Below are 20,627 nucleotides of genomic sequence, written 5' to 3' on the forward strand. Positions count from 1 at the left end.
TGGAAGTCCCGCTCCTTCGGGAGCTTGGAGCCCTCATCGGGCGATCGAAGCAGGCACGTCGGCACCGGACCTCTGCGCACCGCCGCGTGCCCGGTGATCGTGGCGTGCCAGGGCTGACGGTCGTGGGCCGATCGAGGGCCGTGGACACATCGGCTGGGGCAGCGAGGTCCTGCTGGGCATGCACCGCAAGGCCGGGTGGGCGGCGGCATGGCGGAGGCTCGCCCCCAGCGGCACCGACCAGCGCAAACGAGGGTCCCCGCATAGGTGCGTGAGGCACCACCGCTGATTCGACGACATTGGCCCATGGCCGGTGCCGGGACCGGAGCCGAGAATGGGGGAGCATTCCATCGCTGGTCGGAGGTAAGGACCATGGGTGTCATCGAGGCGCACGCAGTTACCAAGCGGTACCAATCCACTCTCGCGCTCGATCGTCTCGAACTCGATATCGAGGCGGGGGAGATCTACGGCTTCCTCGGCCCCAACGGCGCGGGCAAGACGACGACGATCCGGCTGCTGCTGGGTCTGCATCGTCCGACCGCGGGCGCGGTGCGCCTTGCGGGCCGGGACGCCTGGGCCGATCCGGTTGCCGCGCACCGGCATTGTGCGTACGTCGCCTCGGAGGCGTTGCTGTGGCCGTCACTGACGGGCGCGGAAACCTTCGAATACCTGGAGAATCTGCGCGGCGGCTGCGATCGCGCATACCGCGACCGGCTGATCGAGCGCTTCGATTTCGATCCTGACAAGAAGGTTCGCGCGCTGTCGAAGGGTAACCGGCAGAAGGTGCAGCTGGTGGCGGCGTTCGCGACCCGCGCCGAGATTCTTGTTCTCGACGAACCGACCTCAGGGTTGGATCCCTTGATGGAGGCCGCTTTTCGCGAGACCGTCGGTGAAGCCCGCGACCGCGGGCAGACGGTGTTCCTGTCCTCGCACGTGCTCAGCGAGGTGGAGGCCCTGTGCGACCGGATCGGCATTCTGCGGGCGGGCCGGCTCATCGATGAGGGCACCCTGGCGCAACTGCGGCACCTGTCGGCGCGGACGGTGGAGGTGAGCTTCGCGCGGGACGGCGTCGATATCGCTCCGCTGCGCGCGGTCGCCGGGGTCGAGGTGGTCGATGCGGGGGATCACCATGTGGCACTGGAGGTCCGCGGTGAGATGGGACCGCTGCTGGCGGCGCTCACCAGGTTGCCGGTGACGACGATCGACAGCCGGGAACCGAGCTTGGAGGAGATCTTCCTGATCCATTATCACGATGGCGCGAGCAGCCGCACCCGGACCGGCCGGGCCGGGAGCACAGCGGAGGCACGGCGATGAACCTCGAGGCGGTGCACGGCTTCGTCGTCATGGTGCGAGCGCGATTGCGCGCCAATCGGATATCGCTGGCGGTGATGACGGTTTTGATGGCGGTGTTCTGCACGGCCGCGCTGCAAACCTATGTGGTGGTGTTCCCGAATCAGGCGACTCGGACCACGATGCTCGCGCCGCTGACGAACAATGGTGCGCTGCGCGCGCTGTACGGCTACCCCTACGACATCGCCTCGCCCGCCGGCTGGGTGGCGTGGCGCAGCATGACCAGCGTCGGGATCATCATGGCCATGTGGGCGGCGATCATCACGACCGGTGCGTTGCGCGGAGAGGAAGACGCGGGCCGAGGCGAACTGGTGCTCAGCGGCAGACAGTCCCGGCGGCGCTGGTTCGCGGCGGCGCTCACGGCCACGGCCGTCGAGACTCTCGTGATCATGGCGGTGACCGTGTCGGTGCTCGCCGCGGTCGGGGTGCCGCAGCATCTGCTCAGTGCCGCCAACACTGGCGAGCTCGGGCTGCAGCTCGCATTGCCCGCGCTGCTGTTCGCCGCGGTCGGCGCGTTGACCGCGCAACTGGCCGCCACCGTGCGCGGCGCGCGGTTGCTCGCGGCGGGAATTCTGGTGGCGGCCTTGATTATCCGCATGCCCGCCGACATCGGTGCGGGCATTCCGTGGCTGCGATGGCTCACGCCCCTGGGCTGGTTCGAGGAACTGCGCCCACCGGCCGCGCCACCGCTGCTCACGCTGGTGGCTATTACCGCCGGAACGGCTGTGCCAGTAGCGTTTTCCGCGTATCTGCTGCGAATCCGCGATATCGGCCGGGGCGTGCTCGGGGCCCGGGACAGCCGACCGCCGCGGCGACTCCTGCTCGGCTCGGCGTGGCAAGCCGCCCTGCGTGAGGAGATTCCGCAGCTGAGTTTCTGGTTCGCCGGGACCATCGCCTACACCCTGCTGATGGGCGGCCTGGTCAAGACCATTCTCGACTTCATGCAGCGCACCCCGATCTACACACAGTTCTTCGGTCGCCAGATCGCCGTCGACGGCTTTGTCGCCACGCTCTTTTCGCTGGTCCAGTTGCTGGCCGCGCTCTTGGCCGTGACATTGGTCGTGGCGGCCCGCAGCGAGGAATCGGCGGGCCGGCTGGAGGTCGTGCTGGCCATGCCGCACTCCCGGCTCCGATGGCTGTTCGGCCGCGCGCTGCTGGCGGTGTCCTTGGCTGCCGGTTTGACTGTGGTCGCATCGGTGGGCATTTGGACCGGCGCGGCGCTCACCGGCGAACACCTTCGATTCGGTTCCCTGCTGGCGGCGTCGGCGAACAGCCTCCCGCTCATCGTGACCACGGTGGGCGCCGCGACCGCGGTGCTGGCGCTCGCACCCCGAGCCGTCTCCTTCGTGCACGCTCTGGTCGCCACGGCATTCCTCTGGGACTCCGTGGGCACCGCGCTCGAAGCTCCGGCCTGGTCGCTGGAGGTCTCGCCATTCCATGCCCTCGCCCGGATGCCCCTGCAGCATTTCGCCGTCGCGCCTGTCGCCGTGCTCACCATGCTCGGCCTGGGGTTGTTCGCGCTGGCGCTGCTCATCTTCCGCCGCCGCGATCTGGCGCTCGCATGACGACCAGGCGGCGACGGAGGTCCTCACCGCGATGGACTTTGCGCACTGCCCGTCGCGGGGGTCGGCGTCGTTGACTGGCAGTGGGAGGTTTCCATGAAGACCGTCGACCACGAGAGCCCGCGGCAGTACCAGCCGATGCGCTGGGATCCGATCGACAAGTCCGCGCTCGAGCGCGCCGCGGCCAATGCCACCAACTATGAGCTGTCCTACCGGGAATTCACCTGGGAAGTGGCGCGATCGAGTCTCGCGGGATTGCCCGGCGGCGGGCTGAACATCGCGTACGAGGCCGTGGATCAGCATCTGGGCACGCCGCTGGAGAACGCGCCCGCCCTGCGGTGGCTGGCCGCCACGGGCGGTGACACCACCCTCACCTACGCCGAACTCGCCACGCTCGGCAACCGGTTCGCCAATGTGCTGCGCGGGCTGGGGGTGCAACGCGGGGACCGGGTATGTTTGCTACTCGGCCGGACCCCCGAGCTCTACATCGCGGCGCTGGGCGCGTGGAAGGCCGGATGCGTCGTCTCCCCGCTGTTCTCGGCCTTCGGCCCGGAACCGGTGCGGCAGCGCCTGGAACTGTCCGGCGCGACGACGCTGATCACCAGCTCGGATCTCTACCGCCGCAGAGTCGCGTCGAACCGCTCCGCGCTGCCGGCCCTGCGGCACGTGGTGCTCACCGACGCTGGAATCGACGACGACCCGATCGACGACACCGTTGGGCTCACCCTCGCCATGGCCGTCGCCGATGACGAATTCCCGATCGTGCGAACCGGTCCCGAGGATCCCGCCCTGTTGCACTTCACCAGCGGCACCACCGGCCGGCCCAAGGGCGTGGTGCATGTGCACGGCGCGGTGCTGGCGCACCGGATCACCGCCCACTACGCCCTCGACCTGCGACCCGGGGACGTCTTCTGGTGCACGGCCGATCCCGGCTGGGTCACCGGCATGTCCTACGGGGTCATCGCCCCGCTGTGCCTGGGTGTCACGGTGATCAGCGACGAGGCCGAATTCGACGCCCAGCGCTGGTACGACATCCTGACCGCCGAGCGGGTCTCGGTCTGGTACACCGCACCCACCGCGGTGCGCATGCTCATGCGCCGCGGCGATGAACTGCCCGCCGGCACCGACCTGTCGTGCCTGCGCTTCGTCGCCAGCGTCGGTGAACCGCTCGACCCCGAAGCGGTGGTGTGGGGCGATCGGGTGCTGGGCCATCCGATCCACGACAACTGGTGGCAGACCGAGAGCGGCGCGATCATGATCGCCAACCTGGCGGCGGAACAGATCCGCCCGGGCTCGATGGGCCGGCCGTTGCCCGGCATCGAGGCCGCCATCCTGCGCCGCGGGCCGGACGGGCGTGCGGTCATCACCGATGGCGATGTCGAGCACGCGGGCGTCGACGAGGTCGGCGAGCTGGCGGTGCGGGCGGGCTGGCCGTCGATGTTCCGCGGCTACTGGCACGAACCCGAAAGGTACGCACGAGCTTTCGCGGCGGGCTGGTATCTCGGCGGCGATCTGGCCCGCCGCGACCGGGACGGCTACTACTGGTTTGTCGGACGCGCCTGACGATGTCATCAGGTCCGCCGACCATTTGATCGGACCCTTCGAGGTGGAGAGCACGGCCGATTAGCGCGGCCCGGACCACCCCGGTTACCGGCCCTCGCACGACTCGGTGTCGGTGCATCGCAGCGCTTGGCCGGGGCGGGTGCCGGAACGGTAGACGGTGATGCCCTTCGCGCCGGCCTGCCAGGCGCGCTGGAAGGCCCGGCGTATGTCGTCCGGGGTGGCGGATTCGGGGAGGTTGACCGTCTTCGAGACGGCGGCGTCGGTGTGGCGTTGGACGGCGGCCTGCATCCGGATGTGCCAGATCGGCTCGATTTCGTGTGCGGTGACAAAGGTACGGCGGAGCTCATCCGGCAATCCGATCGCGCCGGAAGCTGTTCCGGTGGAGAGGATTTCGTCTTCCAAGACGGTGGACCACGCCCCTGCGGCCGTGGCGCGCGCCCGGAACAGGGGATCGATATGCGGGAAGTCGCGTCCGATGATGTGCCGCGTGTAGGCGAGGCCGTAGAGGGGTTCGATGCCGGCGGACGTGCCTGCGATCAGCGAGATGGTGCCGGTGGGTGCGATCGAGGTGACCTGCGCGTGGCGCATGGGGGACCCGGTGGCCCACCGGCTGTGGGGGAAGAGCGGGAACGGGCCGCGCTCGGCGGCCAGCTGCCGCGAGGCGGCGTGCGCCCAGCGGGCGATGCGCGCCATGAGCCCGCCGGTGAAGTGGACGGCGTCGGTGCTGTCGTACGGGAGGCCCAGGGCGGCAAGCATTTCCGCGAGGCCCATGACCCCGAGGCCGATCTTGCGGGTCGCACGCGCGGCGGCGGCCAGGTCGGGCAGGGGATACTCGGACACGTCGAGCACGTCGTCGAGGAAGCGGACCGCGATCGCGACGACCTGTGCGAGCCTCTGTTCGTCGAGTCCGTCGCCGGTGACGAAGTGTGCGAGATTCACCGATCCGAGCGTGCAGGACTCGTACGGGGCCAGCGGCACCTCGCCGCACGGGTTGGTGGCCCGCAGCGCGCCCAGCTCCGGCACCGGGTTGGCGCGGTTGACCGCGTCGAGGAACAGCAGGCCCGGTTCGCCTCCGCGCCAGGCGGATTCGGCGATCCGATCGAACAACTCGCGAGCCCGGGCCTCCCGGACGAGGCGGCCGGAATGCGGATCGATGAGCCGATGCGCGCGATCCTGTTCTGCGGCGTGCAGAAACTCGTCGGTGACCGCCACCGACAGATTGAACGTGGGCAGCGCCTCCGGATCGGATTTGGCCGCGACGAACTCCTCGATGTCGGGGTGATGCGCGTCGAGCACCGCCATATTGGCTGCCCGGCGCCGCCCTCCCAGCCGGACCACCTGTGCCGCAGAGTTATAGAGGCCGATGAACGACACCGGTCCGCTTGCGGTGCCGCCACTCGAGGTGCGTGCGCCGCGCGGGCGTAACTCGGAGAACGAGTATCCGGCGCCTGCCCCGCTCCGGTGCAGCAACGCGGCGGTACGCAAGGTGGCGAAGATGGACTCCAGCGAATCGGCGACGGGGAGAACGAAGCAGCCCGAGAGCACGCCGAGCGAGGTCCCGGCGTTCATGAGAGCCGGTGAGTTGGGCAGGAATTCGCGGGCGCGCAGCACCGCGGAGAAGCGCTCGGACCAGACGGCCGACTCTCCCGGTCGATATTCGTCCTCGGCGCGGGCGACATGGGCCGCAACGCGATCCATCATGCCGCCGGGGGTTTCGCGGACGACGCCGGCGTCGTCGCGGAGCAGGTAGCGCTCGGCGAGCACGGCCTGGGCCGCCGGATCGAGCCCGAGATCGTCGATCAGGGCATGCGGGTTCCCGGCTCGGAGGTCGCTCATCGCGTGACGATCCGGGGGAAAGCCGTTGCCGTATCGCGGGATACGACCTCGGTTCCGGGCGGGTCCGGGACCACCAGCACCGGGCAGGGCGCGTGGCGGACGAGATCCTGGGTGAGGCTGCCCAGACGCGCCGTACGGGCGGACTCGGGATCATGCCCGATCACCACCAATTGCGCAGTGGCGCCGAGGCGTTCGACCACCGCAGCGGCATCGCCGACCACCGTGACGGGCCGCACCTCCACATCCGGGAAGTCACGCTGATACTGCCGTAGCTGGGCGTCGGGGACGACCGAGGTCGCCGTGTGGTGATCGGGCGGAAGCCCCGACCACATCGCGTAATCGGATGGTGACGCCCACTGCCGCCCTTGCCACACCCGCGCCACGGTGACGCCTGTGCCGCGATCTCGCGCCGCACGGAACCCGGCGAGCAGGGCCGCCCGGGCGGTGTACCAGGTGCCGACCACGACCAGGATCGAACCGTGCTCGGCCGCGGGCCGTCCGACCAGCGCGACCGGGCAGCTCGCCTCCCGGGTCACCGCCAGCGCGGTGGATCCCAGCACCATGTGAGAGACGAACCCGACGTCCCGGGCGCCCAGCGCGATGAGCATCGCCGACCGCGAGAGCTCGACGAGTACATGATCGGCCTGCCCTCGCAGCACAGCGATGCTGATCTCGAGCGGGTCCGCATCCTCACCAGCGTGGTGCCGCGCGAGTATCGCGGAGCGCGCGTCCTCGAGCGCCGCGTGGGCCTCCCGGTACCGCTGCCCGCCCGGCCGGAATGCGGGCTTGTCGATCGCGGGCACGACGGAGACCAATCGCAGCGGGGCATGCCGGGCGACGGCCTCGGCCGCGGCCCACCCGGCGGCGGCGACGGCCACCCGGGAGCCGTCGATGCCGGCGACGACCGGCCCGGGTTCAGCGGTCACCGCAGTGGGGATGTTCGTCTCCATATAGCCAGGGTTCGCCGCGTTGCTCCCGTCGGCTAGGGACCCCGCACCCGGGATCGCGGGACCAAAGCCCTCGGAACCGGAGGCTGGGTGCCCCTCCGAACCGACTTTCTGACGAGGTCACCGACTGTCCCGAGTACAAGATCACCGCCGTCGCCCTGCCGCCGCCGGCCGTCCGAAGGACTTCCGTCACCGGCGAAAGGACCACCGTCCCCGGCAGCGACGACTCGATGCCCTACTAAACCGGCGGTCTGGAGCGTGAAATCTAGTGTGTCAGAACAGTTTACCTCTCGGAAAGAGGGGCCATGAGCCTGCTGTCCGTACATCGTCAGCCCGGTTCGCTGCTGCCCGACCTCGCCGAACTGTGGAACGCCGTGGCGCCGCCCGCTGTCCCGATGTTGGGCACCCACCTGCCGCATCGCCGAGCTGTACCAGCAAGAACGTGACACCCGGCCGAGGTGGTTCTCACCGGCGGTCTCGGGCAGCCCCGAAACGCCTGTTCCGCAGAGGAGGACGTGATGACATACGAGGCTTATGACGATCGGCACCAATTGGCCTCGGCCGGTGTCGTGGTCGGAGTGGACGGATCGCTCGGATCGCAGCTCGCGCTGCGCTGGGCCGCGAGCTATTCCGCCCAGCGGCGCCGGGAGCTCCAGATCGTGCACGCCCTCGATCTGGGCGGAGTCAGCAGTTCCGGAAGCCCCTCCGGGGTGGTGCCGTCGTCGGTGGTCGACGCGGTGCGGGCACGAGGGCAGCAGCTCGTTCGCGAGGCCGAGGAGATGGCGCTGCGGATCGAACCCGGATTGCGGACCGCGACACGGCTTTCGGTGACCAATGCGAGCAGACTGCTGGTGGAGCTGAGCGCGGCCGCCTACGCGGTGGTGCTCGGAGCGACCGGAAACGCCGGGACATTCGTCCATCTGGGATCCACGCTGTTCGCCGTCACCTCCCATGCCCACAGTCCAGTGATCGTGGTGCGCCCGGATCCGGATGCGCACGACACCCTCCGCGAGACCGGACCGGTCGTGGTCGGCGTCGACGGCAGCCCGGTCAGCGAGGCCGCCATCGCCACGGCCTTCGCCGAAGCCGCCGAACGCCACGCCGACCTGGTCGCCGTACATGTCTGGAGCGATTGGGATTTCGGCGAATACCTCGGTGACCGAGCCCCCGCCGACCTCGTCGAGGTGGACGGACTCGAGGCAGCCCTCCTGACCGAACGACTCGCGGGCTTCCAGGAGAAGTACCCGGACGTGCAGGTGACTCGCCGCATCTATGTCTCCGCCCCGGCCGAGAAGCTGCAAGGGTGGTCCAAACACGCGCAACTGGTCGTGGTCGGCAACCGCGGCCGCGGCGGCTTCACCGGCATGCTCCTGGGTTCGACGACGCACACGCTGGTGCAGCACGCCCATTGCCCGATCATGGTCGTCCATCCCGCGGAGCGAGCCGAGTAGCCGCCGAATCAGGAGACGTCATGGAAGAGAATGCTATTCCCGCAACGAGTTTCGAGCATTCGGATCACGATGATCTGGGAATCGTCGTCGGCACGGATGGATCCGAGATCTCCTATCAGGCGGTGATGTGGGCCGCGATCGAAGCCGACATGCGGGGCTGCCCGCTGCATATCGTCACCTCGTACGCGAACCCGATCGTGGCGGGGGCCACGGAACAGAACCCCGACGACAGGCGTGACCTGAGGCAGCGAGGACAGCAGGTGCTCGCCGACGCCGCGCGTATCGCTACCCACGCCGTGCCGGGGGCGAGTCTGCACATCAGGACCGAACTCATCTTCGACATGATCATCGGCGCGTTGATCGAGCGCTCGCGGCGGGCGCGGCTGCTGGTGGTCGGCAATCGGGGGCTCGGCGCGATCGGGCGGGTCGTGCTGGGGTCGGTGAGCACCGCGCTGGCCCGGCAGGCGCACTGTCCGGTCGCGGTCGTGCACGGTGTTTCGGAGACGGACCCGGTGTCGGCGTCGAAACCGGTGGTGGTCGGGGTGGACGGATCGGCGAACAGCGTGCCGGCCATCGAGCTCGCCTTCGAGGAAGCATCGCGGCGAAAGTCCGACTTGATCGCGGTGCAGGCGTGGAGTGATACGGGTGGCTTCGACCTGCCCGTGATGGGGTGGGACGCGATTCGCAAGACCCAGGATGTGCTGCTGGAAGCGGCCCTCGCAGGCTACGTCGAGCGCTGTCCGGAGGTCACCGTGCACCGGGTCGTGTCCTCGGATACGCCGGTGCGCGCGCTGCTGGAGGAGGCCGAGAACGCGCAGCTCGTGGTGGTCGGCAGCCACGGCCGGGGCGGATTCGCCGGGATGGGGCTGGGGTCGGTGAGCACCGCGCTGCTGCATCTGGCGCAGTGCCCGGTCCTGGTGGTCCGTCGGCCACCGCAAAACCGGGCCGAAGAACCCGCCGGACAGTGACTTTCGGCCGTCACCGGCGGCCTGTCGCACGGGCCATGCTGAGGGCACGAGAATTCCGAGGAAGGACAGGCGATGTCGGCTCTCCCCGATCACGACACCATCCGCGCCGCCGTGGCGCTGGCGGTGCGGGCGCCGTCGGTGCACAACACCCAGCCGTGGCTGTGGCGGGTCGGCGACACCACGGTGCACCTCTACGCCGATGACAGCCGCCGGCTGCCTTACACCGACCCCGACAGCCGGGAGCTGGTGGTGAGTTGTGGTGCGGCGCTGCATCATCTGCGCGTGGCATTGCGCGCGGTCGGCTGGGATACGGTCGTGCACCGGTTCCCGAACCCCGATGAGCCGAGACATCTCGCCGCCCTGGAACTCCACCACGCCGAGCCCGACGTATCCGCCACGCGTCTGGCGCGCGCTATTGCGCGGCGGCGCAGCGACCGTCGCCGGTTCACCTCGTGGGAGGTGCCGCCCGCGCAGGTATCCGCGGTCGTCGCCGCGGGCGCGGCAGTACCGGGGGTGCAGGTCCGGGAGATCGACACGACCGGGGAGCACGCGCGATTGATGCGCGCTTTCGTCGACGCCGCGACCGCCCACCGCGGTGACGCCGGCTACAACGCCGAGCTGGCGCAATGGAGCGGTCACCACGCCAGCGCGCAGGGCGTACCCGCGCGTAACGCGGTTGTCCCCCCGGATGCGACGGTCCGGCCGTTCGGTGACCCCCGCCTGCCCGAGGCGGTCGTGAGTGACACCGAGGAGGCCGCGCGAATGCTGTTGGTGTGTACCGCCTCGGATGATCTGTGGGGCTGGCTGCGCGCCGGCGAGGTGGCGAGCGCGGTATTGCTCGAGGCCACCGCGCGGGGGCTGGCCACCTGCGCGCTGAGCGAACCTCTCGAAGTCACCGGTGTGCGGACCCGGATCCGCCGGGATCTGCTGGGCGACTTCGGCTATCCGCAGCTGATCATCCGGATGGGCTGGGCGGCGACCAGCGCCGCACCGGTACCCACCACACCCCGGCTCCCGCTCGAGGACATCGTTCGTCCGGCCGAATCCCTGAGCCTGTCGGGTGAGCAATAGCGAAGACACCAGAGTCAGGAGCGAAAAAATGACTGAAAACCTTGTCCCGCAGGTGGATCCGAATCCACCGATCGTCGTGGCCGCGGACGGTTCGGCCGTCTCCTACCAGGCGGTGGCCTGGGGGGCGCTGGATGCCGCGCGGCACGGGACCCCCTTGCACATCGTCACATCGATTTGCACGCCGGCCGGGCCGCCGCCGACCGCCGTGCTCGATGCCCCCGACATGGCTTCGCTCGAACTGGACGGCGAACGCATCGTGGGTGAGGCGACCCGCATCGCGTCCGAGACACTGCCCGGCGAAGGGGTCGAGATGTCCTCGGAAGTCACCGTGGAGCCGATCATCGCGCGCTTGATGGACCTGTCGCGGGACGCCCGGATGGTCGTGCTCGGCAGTCGCGGGCTCGGCGCGCTCCGGCGTGGGCTGCTGGGATCGGTCGCCACCGCGGTGACCCACCACGCGCACTGTCCCGTTGCCGTCATCCATTCGACCGCGGCGGCGGACCCGATATCGGCGCGGCAGCCGGTCCTGGTCGGTGTCGACGGCACGTCGAACAGCGTTGCGGCGCTGGAGCTCGCGTTCGAGGAGGCGTCGCTGCGCAAGACCGGCCTGACCGCACTGCACGCCTGGAGCGACGTCAGCGGACCCTACCTGCCGATGTCGGGGTGGGAGACCATCGAGGAGCAGGAGCGGGCGACCTTCGGTGAGGAGATGGCCGGATACGCCGAGCGGTATCCCGATGTCCCGGTGCGGCGGATTCTGGTGAAGGATCGTCCGGTTCGCTCGCTGGTGGAGGAGGCCGAACACGCGCAGCTGGTGGTCGTCGGCAGCCATGGACGGGGCGGCTTCACCGGCATGCTCCTGGGTTCGACCAGCAGTGCCCTGCTGCACAGCGTCGACTGCCCGATCGTCATCGTGCGTGGCCAGTGACCGGATCACTCGGCGGCCGCCGCCGGTTCACCCCAGCGGTACCGCCCAGTGCAGCAAGGTTCCCTTTCCCTCGGGGTTGCGGCCGAAGGAGAAGGTTCCGCCCATCTCCTCGGCCCGGTGCTGCAGGTTCCGCAGCCCGCTCGGGGTGATGTTCGCGGGGATCCCGCAGCCGTCGTCGGCGACCAGCACGGTCAGATCGTCGGAGACGTCGATGGACACCGCGACCGTATCCGCGGCGGCGTGCCGCACCACGTTGGAAACCGCTTCGCGCACCACGGCTTCGGCATGGTCGGCGAGTTCGGCCGCCACCACCGACAGCGGCCCGGTGATGCGCAACGAGGTGCGCAGGCCGGTATCGGCGGTGTGCGTGCGGATCACCTCCTCGATCCGCTGCCGCAGCCGGGTACTGTTCGCCGCGCCGCCGTGCAGGTCGAAAATCGAGGTGCGGATCTCCTGGACCACGTCCTGCAATTCGTTGATGACGTCCGAGATCCGGTCGCGCACTTCGGCCGAGCGGGCGCGGGCGACGGTGCCCTGCAGGCTCAGGCCGGCCGCGAAGAGCCGCTGGATGACATGGTCGTGCAGGTCGCGGGCGATGCGGTCGCGATCGGTCAGCACGTCGAGTTCGCGCATGCGCTGCTGGGCTTCGGCCAGCTGGATCGCCAGCGCGGCTTGATCGGTGAAAGCGCCTGCCAATTCCTGTAATTCGTCCGCGAACGGGGGAGCGCCGGCCGGGCGGACCATGACCAGCACCCCGAAGGTCGACTCCTGGGCGTTGAGCGGCAGGATCAGCGCGGGTCCGGCGTCGAGCGCGGTGTCGAGGCCGAGTTCGTCGCTGTCGTCGAGGCGCAGGGCCACACCCTTGCGGAACGCCTGTCCGATCGCCGTCCCGGACGTGTGGACCATTCCGGTGTGATGGTGACCGTCCGGCCCGGCGCACTTGCTGATCCGCAGCCCCTCGGCGTCGGTGTGGTTGCTGTCGGGTTCCTCGTCGACGGCGAGGAATGCCCATTTCGATTCGGTGAGTGTGCGCGCGTGCGTGACCATGTGGGCGAGCACCTGCTCGGGATCCGTTCCGGCCAGGAATTCGGTGGCGATATCGCGGGTGGCTTCGATCCAGGCTTGGCGGGTGCGGGTGGACTGATAGAGCCGGGCGTTGTCGATCGCGGTTCCGGCGGCCGCGGCGAGGGCCTGCACGATGACCTCGTCGTCCTCGGTGAACGGCAGTCCGCCGGACTTCTCGGTGAGATACAGGTTGCCGAAGATCTCGTCGCGGATCCGGACGGGCACGCCGAGGAAGGTCCGCATCGGTGGATGGTGGTCGGGAAAACCGACCGACGCGGGATGGTCGGCGATATTGTCCAGGCGGATCGGCTTGGGCTGGCTGATCAGCAGGCCCAGCACGCCGCGGCCCTCCGGGAGATCGCCGATCCGGGCTCGCATCTCCTCGTCGATGCCCTCGTAGATGAACTGTTCGAGCTGATCGTCCGCGCGGACGCCGAGCGCGCCGTAGCGGGCGTCGACGAGGCTGATGGCGGTGTGCACGATGGTGCGCAGGGTTTGGTCCAGATCGAGCCCCGAGGTCACCGACAGCATCGCCTCGACCAGGCCGTCCATCCGGTCGCGAGCGTCGATGATCTGTTCGACGCGGTCCTTGACCTCGGTGAGCAATTCCCGCAGCCGCAGCTGGGAGAGGGTGTCACGTACCGAGTAGGAGCCGTCGGGAGGCTCAACGGTCATCTCGTGTTTTCCTGTACTCGTGTCGGGCGTGCGCGACTTGTTCTGTTACGGCTGTTCCAGTTTAGGCGCGCGCCCGAGAACGATAGTGCAGGTGAGTGGCCGGCAGCGTCACCGCCGGTCCGGCTGGGCAAGTGCGCGGTCCAGGAGCACGCGCCGTTCGGCGGCTGCGATGGCGTGCCGGGTGCGCTGGATCGCATCGGGCGAGACGGACACCGACGTGATACCCGCGCGCACCAGATGCGCCACGAATTCCGGATGGGTGGAGGGCGCCTGGCCGCACAGCGACGAGGTGATGCCGAGCGACCGGGCGGTGGTGACGATCTGCTCGATGGCGTTCAGCACCGCCGCATCGGATTCGTCGAACAGTTCGGCGCACTCCTCGGAATCGCGGTCCACGCCCAGCACGAGCTGGGTCAGATCGTTGCTGCCGATGGAGATTCCGTCGATCCCCAGTTCGACGTACTCGGGTAGCCGGTAGATCACCGACGGCACCTCGGCCATGATCCAGCGGTGCAGGCCGCGCTGGCGTCCGAGCGGGCTCGCGTCGACGAGCTCGAGGCACTGCTCGAGTTCCCAGCGGGTGCGGACGAAGGGGATCATCAGGTGCACGTTCGGGGTCTGTTCGCGCACGCGTGCGAGCGCGGCCAGTTCGAGCCGGAACATCTCGGGCTGGCGTATGTAGCGGTAGCAGCCCCGGAACCCGATCATCGGGTTGTGCTCCTGGGGCTCGTAGCGGCTGCCGCCCTCGAGTGCGCGGAACTCGTTGCTGCGCATATCGCTTGCCCGGTAGACGACCGGGCGCGGCGCGAAGGCGGAGCTGATCCGGTGGACGGAGGCGGTCACGCTCTGGATGAACTTCTCGTCCTCGCCGCGGGCGATGAGATCGCGAGGATGGCGGCCGCCGAGCGCCTGGGTCAGCAGGACCTCGGCGCGCAGCAGGCCCACTCCGTCGGCGCCGGTGGCCGCGACGCGTTCGGCGGCTTCGGGCAGCCCCAGATTCGCGTAGACGCGGGTCCCGGTGGCCTCGGGTGCGGTGGTCTCGGGGACCGGGCGCGGCACCGCGGTGATCGTGGCCGGAAGCGGGTTTCCGGCGTACACCTGGCCCGCGGACCCGTCGACGGTGACCTCCTGACCCGTGGCCAGTTGCGCCGTGGCCGTGCGCGCTCCGACGATGCACGGGATACCGAGTTCGCGGGCCACGATGGCCGCGTGGCAGGTCATGCCGCCGCTGTCCGTCACCACCGCGGCGGACCGCGAGAGGGTGGGCAGCCAGTCCGGGTTCGTCATGGGCGCGACCAGGATCTCGCCGTTGCTCAGCGTGGATCCCTCTGCGGGCGAGTGCAATACGCGCACCGGACCGGTGGCGCGGCCGGGCGCCGCGCCCAGGCCACGCACCAGTGCCCGACCTTCGACGGTGTGCGCCACCGGAGCTTTCGCCGTGGTGTCGCTGGGCAGCGTGGTGATCGGCCGCGCCTGGACCAGCCAGAGGTGCTCGTCGTCGAAGACCCATTCGACGTCCTGGGGGCGGCCGTGGTGCGCCTGCACCTCGAGCGCGAGCCGGGCCACGGCGACGGCCTGGTCGTCGGTGAGCGCCGGCGCCTCGGCCTCGGATTCGGAGAGCTGAATTCTCTGATCGCCGTCCGCGCCGGGCACGATGGCGAAGCTCTGGCGGCCGACCTGGGTGGTGAGCAGCGTCGGTCCGTCCGCGTCGAGGACGTAGGTGTCGGGTGTGACGGCGCCGGACACCACCACTTCGCCCTGACCGCGCGCTGCGTCGATGACGATGTGATCGAGCGAACCGGTGGCAGGGTCGGCGGTGAAGGCCACGCCGGCCGTGCGGGCGGCCACCATCCGCTGCACCACCACGGCCATCTCGGGTCGATTGCGCATGCCGCGCCGTGCCCGATAGGTCAGCACGCGCGGGGAGAACAGGGATGCCCAGCAGTCGGTCAGCGCGGTGATCAATTCTTCGTCGCCGTGAATATTGGTGTGGGACACGTTCATTCCCGCGAACGACGCCGTCGCGCTGTCCTCGCCGACGGCCGAGGACCGCACGGCCACGGTAACCGCGTCGCCGAGCCGGTGGTAGGCCGACAGCACGGCATCGCGGACGGCCGGCGACATCGGGGTGTCGTGCACGAATTCCCGCATGCGACGGCACAGCTCGTCGAGCTGCTGTGCCTCGTCGCGGGTCGCGCCCTGCGCTGCCGCGAGCCCTCGGGTGTGCAGATCGTCGAGTTCCGGGCCGCGCGCACCCGCGCAGATCACCTCTTCGTAGGCGGATTTGAGCACGACGAACCCCGGCGGCACGGGCAGGTGCGCCGCGACCAGTTCGCCGAGATTGGCGCCCTTGCCGCCGGCGCGGTCGGCGTCGGTCAATCGCAATTCATCGAAGGTGGCGACATAGTCACCCATGACGGCTCCAGTTCTTTTTCGACCCGGGCAGCATGAGCAGCAGCAGGATCGGGAAGGCGAGGATGAACAAGGCGGACAGCATCGTCAGCGGCGCCGCGCCGCTGAGCTCGAGGCCGGTGACCACGCAGGGGAGTGCAATGACGAACAGGGGAGCGTGCCGGATCGTCACTGCTGTGCCTCCGGAGTCTCGAAAATGCCTGCGGAGGTGAGAATGTCACTGAAATCGGTACCGAGTAGCACGCGCCGCAGGGGTACGGGAAGCTGTGCCAGCACGTGGTCGAGCTGGCCGGGGGAGAACAGCTGGGCCAGCGCGTCGGTGACCGCCGCCGACATCCGCCTCGCTTCCTCCGGCGACACGTCCGCCGTGCGGGCGAACTGGTGCAGGAACGACGGCGGATCATGGCGCACCGGAACACGTCCCGGCGTCCAGCCCTCGTAGAAGACGCCGCGCAGCAGCGTGGGCAGCTGGGCGCTCAGGTGTGCGGCCGCGCCGATGTCGAGGCGGTCGCGCACGGTGTGCAGCCAGGCGCGCAGGGCCCGATGCGCCTCCATCCGGTCGTCGGTGTCGAGCCGGTCGGCGACGGTGCGCAGCCAGATGTGGCCGGTATTGATCGCCGGGGCGAACGGATCGGTGTGATGGCTCATCGGCGTGCCTTTCGCGAAGACGGGATGACCGGGGGTGCGGGTCAGGGGTGGGTCGGAGTGGCCTGTGCCTGCTGCAGGTGTAGGGCCTGGGCGATGGTGTCGGTCCAGATCGTGATGTCGGACCAGTCGCGCAGGTCCCCGTAACGGGCGCCGCCGAGCAGGCGGTACAGGGCGCGCGCGGGCAGCGAGACCCCGGCGCGTTCGTAGTGGCCGGCGAACGCGTGGAAATCACGCGGGGTGATCGAATCACGCAGGGCGGCGATCTTTCTCGGGACGACATGGCCGATGCGGCGCCCGGCCGGACCGACCAGGGCCGGCCCCAGCCCGACGCTGAACAGCCACAGCGAGTGTGTCTGCAGTTCGTGGCGATGCGAGCGGACGAATTCGGCCATCTCCGGCAGCAGGGCCAGATCGTGCACGGCGCTGCCCAGCACGATGGCATCGAAGGGTGTGAGTTCGGGAGCGTGTTCGACGTCGGCGACTTCGACGGCCGCGCCGCGGGCCGTGAGGTAGGCGCCGATGAAATCGGCGATCTCACGGGTGGATCCCTGGGCGGTGGCGTAGATGACGGCGACGCGTGGAGTGGTGGTTCCCATGAATCGAGCCTGCTCGCGTGGCCGGATTTCGGTGAGAGGACTCCTACCCGTGGTGATCGGGACCATGGTCCTCGACCGCCTCAGCCGGCCGCCGCGGCGGGATGGGACAGGTCGGCCAGAGCGGCGGCGAGCAATCGACGGGCCTCCTCGGCCGGTCCGGCGAGCTCGGGCCTGGCCAGGACTTCGGTGAGCAGCGTGGGATCGGTGGCCTCCACGAGCACGCCGGTCCGGTCGGCCCGCACGACGACGTTGCAGGGCAACAGCAATCCTGCCTCCCGGTCGATGTCGAGGGCGCGACCGGCGAGCTGCGGGTTGCAGGCTCCGAGGACCAGGTACTCCTCGATGTGCTCACCGGCCCGCTCCCGGAGGGCGGCCTGGACATCGAATTCGGTCACGACGCCGAATCCGTGCTCCCGCAATGCGATCCGGGTGCGGTCCACGGCGTCCGGGAACGTCGCGTCGAGGTGGACGGCAATGGCCGCGGCGGGCGCCACCGGAATGCGGATCTCGGTGATCAGCAGACGGGGATCGCTCACCTCGTCGGGGCCGATGAGATACGCCTCTGTTGGCGGTCCGATGGGGCGATAGCCGTTGCTCTGCAGCCATTCTCGTAATGCGCGGTACGCGGCGTCGATGGCGTGATAGCTGCCGCGATGGCAGGTGCGGGCCACCAGCGCCGGCGACTGGATGGTCAGCTCCGCACCGGAACTCGGGCCGAGGGCGGGCGCGGCCTCGATGGGGAGCCCGAAATCGACGACGATGGCGTCTTCGGCGGGCAGTTCCCGATGGAAGGTGATCGTCGGTGCGCCGTTCGCGACGAGCCCGGCCTGCTCGGCGACCTCCGACAGCCGGTTCATGCCGCCGACTATGCCGTCGCTCAACAGGTCCGGGCGGATCTCCAGCGGTATGCGCAACACCGCCTGCGGCGGCGTCTCGCACACATTCACCCGGTACTCCATGACGCGCCTCCTTCGATAGTTCGTGCGTTCAGCGTGCGTCCGGCCGTGCGGGTGCCACAGAGGACAAGGTCACGGTGGTGGAGGAACAAACGCACAGCCGTATGGGGCGATCGGCAGGGAGGGGACCAAGGTCCCGAGATCGTCCGTCCATCGCGGCGTCACAGGCAGGGTCGAGGGAGACAACCGCGTCGTCCCAGCGAGTGGTCCCGCCACAAAAGTGAACCCCCGGCCCGGTCGGAGGCGGTCGGGAGGCCGGGTCATGATCACCGCCGTTCGTCGGCGGCGAGGGCGAAATAGTTCTCCTCCTCCTGCACGAAGTGCAGGCGCAGCACGGCGTGCAGGCCGTAGAGGCAGGCCAATAGGTCGTCGATCTGATCCGGGTCGAATTCGCCACGCGCGTGGGCCAGTTCGAGATGGGTGCCGATGCGGGTGGCCAGTCGCTGGATCTCGGCGTGCGCGCGGCTCATGGTGGCCGTTGCCTCGGAGCCGCCGAGCGGCCCGGCGAGCGCGGGATAGAGCTGGGTCTCCTCGGCCACCTCATGGGGCAGCAGGTCCTCGATCAGGAAGCGATGCACGCTGTCGAGTGCTGCGAGTGCAGCGTCATCGGGGCGGTCCGCGACCCGGTCGGCGACCGCGCGGAGCCTCGCGAGTGCGTCCTGCATGACATGGTGTTCGGTGGCGAAGCGGTGGAGCAGCTCTTCGGTGTCCGCCGGCAGGTCCAGACGGGCGGCCGGATTGGCGCGCAGTGCTCGCAGCGCGTTCAGGATGACGGCGACGTCGATGGCCTCCTGAAGCAGCGCGCCCGGCGCGGGCGGCAGCCAGCCGACGGCCGCGACGACCATGGCCGTCAGCGACAGGGTCATGCCTACGGTCGCGCTCTGGACCGCGATGCGCCGCGACCAGCGGGCGATGTCCATGGCGTCCGCGAGCCGGTCCAGCCGATCGGTGGTGAGCACGATATCGGCGGCCTCGGACGAGGCGGTCGAACCTCGCGCTCCCATGGCCACCCCGACCGTGGCGGCGGCCAGGGCGGGCGCGTCGTTGATGCCGTCGCCCACCATGACGGTCACCTGCTGCCGGCTCTCCCGGCGCACCGCCTCGACCTTGTCGGCCGGGCTCTGACCCGCGTAGACCTCGTCGAGGCCCAGCACCGTCGCGACCTCGCGCGCGGGCTCGGGGCGATCACCGGTGAGCATGACGAGGCGGTTCAGCCCGGCCTCACGCAGCCGGCGCAGGGTACGGGGCGCCTGCCGCCGCAAGGGATCACGCAGCAACACGACACCCCGGGGGTCATTGTCGACGACGATCCAGGCGACGGCGGCGGAGTCCAGCCGCGCCCGATTCATCACCGGCCGCGCCCATTCCGGGGTGATCATCGACTCCGGCAACTTCCCCACCTGCACGCGATGACCGTCGACCGTGCCGGTGACGCCGCGACCCGCCTGCTCGGAAACCGCTGTGGCAACGGCGAGCTGGAGCTTGCGGGCCAGCGCCTCGGTCACGATCGCTTCGGCCAGCACGTGCGGCGACAGCTGATCCACCGAGGCGGCCATCTGCAACAGCCACGCTTCATCCGCGCCCGGAGCGGCGGCGACCTCCGTGACCACGGGCTGCCCGGCCGTGACGGTACCGGTCTTGTCCATGACCAGAGTTGTTGCGCGACCGAGATTTTCCAACGCCCCGCCGTCGCGCACCACCACGCCGACCCGCGATGCGCGTGACAGCCCCGACACGATGGCAACGGGCGCGGCCAGCAACAGCGGGCACGGTGTCGCGACCACGAGCACGGCCACCGCGCGCACCAGCGATCCGCTGAACCAGTACGCGGCACCCGCGACGATCAGGGTCAGCGGGAGAAACCACACGGCATAGCGGTCCGCCAACCGGACCGTCGGCGCGGTGGCGGCTCCCGCCTCGCGTGCCAGCCGCACGATCCCGGCGTAGGTGCTGTCGTCGGCCGTCGCGGTGGCCCGCATCTCGAACACGCCGCCGGCATTGAGCACGCCGCTGCGCACCGGCTCCCCGGGGGCGCGCTCGACCTGGAGCGGTTCTCCCGTCAGCGCCGATTCATCCAGCGCCGCAACGGTATCCATGATCCTGCCGTCGGTGGGAACCACCTCGCCGGCGGCGATCACCAGGATGTCGCCCGGAACGATCTCATCGAGATCGACGACCCGCACCACGTCCCCTCGCCGTCGCCGTGCCGACCGCGGCGCCCGCTCGAGCAGGGCCCGCAGATCCCGGGCCGCGCGCCGCTCGGCGGCGGCATCGAGCGCGTGCCCGCCGCTGAGCATGACCGCGATCAGTGCGCCCGCGAGGTACTCGTGCACCCAGAGCGTGCCGGCCAGCGACAACACCGCGATGAGGTCGACTCCGGCGCGCCCGCGCCGCAGCGCCGCGACAACCCACCACACCGCCGGGACCATGGCCACCACCGTGCCCGCGGCCCAGCACCAGTCGGCCACTTCTGTCGCCCCGGCGGCCCATGCGACGCCACCGGCGACCAGCGGTGAGATCGTCCCGGCCAGCAGCGCCGTTCCGAGGATGCCGCCGACTCGATCCAGCCAGGCGTGGAAACGTGAATCGACCACCATGGCTC

Annotated in this window: 16 protein-coding genes; 7 read left to right on the top strand and 9 right to left on the bottom strand. The window is 69.7% G+C overall.

Annotation, left to right across the window (positions count from 1 at the left end; all coding sequences use genetic code 11):
• Positions 1–369: 369 nt before the first annotated feature.
• The 3 genes from ABZ909_RS35970 to ABZ909_RS35980 all read left to right on the top strand — a co-directional run bounded on the left by ABZ909_RS35970 (position 370) and on the right by ABZ909_RS35980 (position 4,472).
• Positions 370–1,311: an ABC transporter ATP-binding protein gene (locus ABZ909_RS35970; protein WP_357009048.1), complete on the top strand. Its 942-nt coding sequence runs from the start codon at positions 370–372 to the stop codon at positions 1,309–1,311.
• The gene (locus ABZ909_RS35975) at positions 1,308–2,912 is read left to right on the top strand and encodes a hypothetical protein (protein WP_357009051.1); all 1,605 of its coding nucleotides are present in this window, start codon (positions 1,308–1,310) and stop codon (positions 2,910–2,912) included. The genes ABZ909_RS35970 and ABZ909_RS35975 overlap by 4 nt, the downstream gene beginning before the upstream one ends.
• A gap of 93 nt (positions 2,913–3,005) precedes the next feature.
• On the top strand, positions 3,006–4,472 hold the full coding sequence (locus ABZ909_RS35980) for an AMP-binding protein (protein ID WP_357009054.1): 1,467 nt from the start codon (positions 3,006–3,008) through the stop codon (positions 4,470–4,472).
• An 84-nt stretch (positions 4,473–4,556) separates the two neighbouring features.
• Here the strand turns inward: ABZ909_RS35980 and ABZ909_RS35985 are convergent, their stop codons facing one another.
• Positions 4,557–6,308 carry an adenosylcobalamin-dependent ribonucleoside-diphosphate reductase gene (locus tag ABZ909_RS35985; RefSeq protein WP_357009057.1) on the bottom strand — a complete coding sequence of 584 codons (1,752 nt, stop codon included), beginning with the start codon at positions 6,306–6,308 and terminating at the stop codon, positions 4,557–4,559.
• On the bottom strand, positions 6,305–7,258 hold the full coding sequence (locus ABZ909_RS35990; RefSeq protein WP_357009060.1) for a universal stress protein: 954 nt from the start codon (positions 7,256–7,258) through the stop codon (positions 6,305–6,307). Before ABZ909_RS35990 ends, ABZ909_RS35985 begins: the two co-directional genes overlap by 4 nt.
• A gap of 515 nt (positions 7,259–7,773) precedes the next feature.
• Between ABZ909_RS35990 and ABZ909_RS35995 the strand changes: the two genes are divergently transcribed.
• The 4 genes from ABZ909_RS35995 to ABZ909_RS36010 all read left to right on the top strand — a co-directional run bounded on the left by ABZ909_RS35995 (position 7,774) and on the right by ABZ909_RS36010 (position 11,673).
• Positions 7,774–8,706 carry a universal stress protein gene (locus ABZ909_RS35995; RefSeq protein WP_357009062.1) on the top strand — a complete coding sequence of 311 codons (933 nt, stop codon included), beginning with the start codon at positions 7,774–7,776 and terminating at the stop codon, positions 8,704–8,706.
• A gap of 20 nt (positions 8,707–8,726) precedes the next feature.
• Positions 8,727–9,674 (top strand): universal stress protein, encoded by a 948-nt coding sequence (locus tag ABZ909_RS36000; RefSeq protein ID WP_357009065.1) that lies wholly within the window; start codon positions 8,727–8,729, stop codon positions 9,672–9,674.
• A 72-nt stretch (positions 9,675–9,746) separates the two neighbouring features.
• Positions 9,747–10,745, top strand: a complete 999-nt coding sequence (locus ABZ909_RS36005) for an NAD(P)H nitroreductase (protein ID WP_357009068.1) — start codon at positions 9,747–9,749, stop codon at positions 10,743–10,745.
• Positions 10,746–10,773: 28 nt separating this feature from the next.
• Complete coding sequence (locus tag ABZ909_RS36010; RefSeq protein ID WP_357009071.1) at positions 10,774–11,673, top strand: universal stress protein; 900 nt, start codon at positions 10,774–10,776, stop codon at positions 11,671–11,673.
• Between the two features lie 27 nt (positions 11,674–11,700).
• On the opposite strand, the gene ABZ909_RS36015 is transcribed toward ABZ909_RS36010, so the two are convergent.
• The 7 genes from ABZ909_RS36015 to ABZ909_RS36045 all read right to left on the bottom strand — a co-directional run bounded on the left by ABZ909_RS36015 (position 11,701) and on the right by ABZ909_RS36045 (position 20,622).
• Complete coding sequence (locus tag ABZ909_RS36015; RefSeq protein ID WP_357009074.1) at positions 11,701–13,413, bottom strand: GAF domain-containing sensor histidine kinase; 1,713 nt, start codon at positions 13,411–13,413, stop codon at positions 11,701–11,703.
• A 108-nt stretch (positions 13,414–13,521) separates the two neighbouring features.
• Positions 13,522–15,828, bottom strand: a complete 2,307-nt coding sequence (gene ppsA, locus ABZ909_RS36020) for a phosphoenolpyruvate synthase (RefSeq protein ID WP_357009077.1) — start codon at positions 15,826–15,828, stop codon at positions 13,522–13,524.
• Positions 15,821–15,997 carry a hypothetical protein gene (locus ABZ909_RS36025; protein ID WP_357009080.1) on the bottom strand — a complete coding sequence of 59 codons (177 nt, stop codon included), beginning with the start codon at positions 15,995–15,997 and terminating at the stop codon, positions 15,821–15,823. Before ABZ909_RS36025 ends, ppsA begins: the two co-directional genes overlap by 8 nt.
• On the bottom strand, positions 15,994–16,473 hold the full coding sequence (locus ABZ909_RS36030) for a DUF2267 domain-containing protein (protein WP_357009083.1): 480 nt from the start codon (positions 16,471–16,473) through the stop codon (positions 15,994–15,996). The genes ABZ909_RS36025 and ABZ909_RS36030 overlap by 4 nt, the downstream gene beginning before the upstream one ends.
• Before the next feature lie 41 nt (positions 16,474–16,514).
• Positions 16,515–17,069 (bottom strand): flavodoxin domain-containing protein, encoded by a 555-nt coding sequence (locus ABZ909_RS36035; RefSeq protein ID WP_357009084.1) that lies wholly within the window; start codon positions 17,067–17,069, stop codon positions 16,515–16,517.
• 80 nt (positions 17,070–17,149) lie between these two features.
• Positions 17,150–18,028 (bottom strand): DUF302 domain-containing protein, encoded by an 879-nt coding sequence (locus ABZ909_RS36040; protein ID WP_357009086.1) that lies wholly within the window; start codon positions 18,026–18,028, stop codon positions 17,150–17,152.
• A 263-nt stretch (positions 18,029–18,291) separates the two neighbouring features.
• Positions 18,292–20,622 (bottom strand): heavy metal translocating P-type ATPase, encoded by a 2,331-nt coding sequence (locus ABZ909_RS36045; RefSeq protein WP_357009088.1) that lies wholly within the window; start codon positions 20,620–20,622, stop codon positions 18,292–18,294.
• Positions 20,623–20,627 lie beyond the last annotated feature (5 nt).

It is taken from the genome of Nocardia sp. NPDC046763 (assembly GCF_040645495.1).
Classification (GTDB): Bacteria; Actinomycetota; Actinomycetes; order Mycobacteriales; family Mycobacteriaceae; genus Nocardia.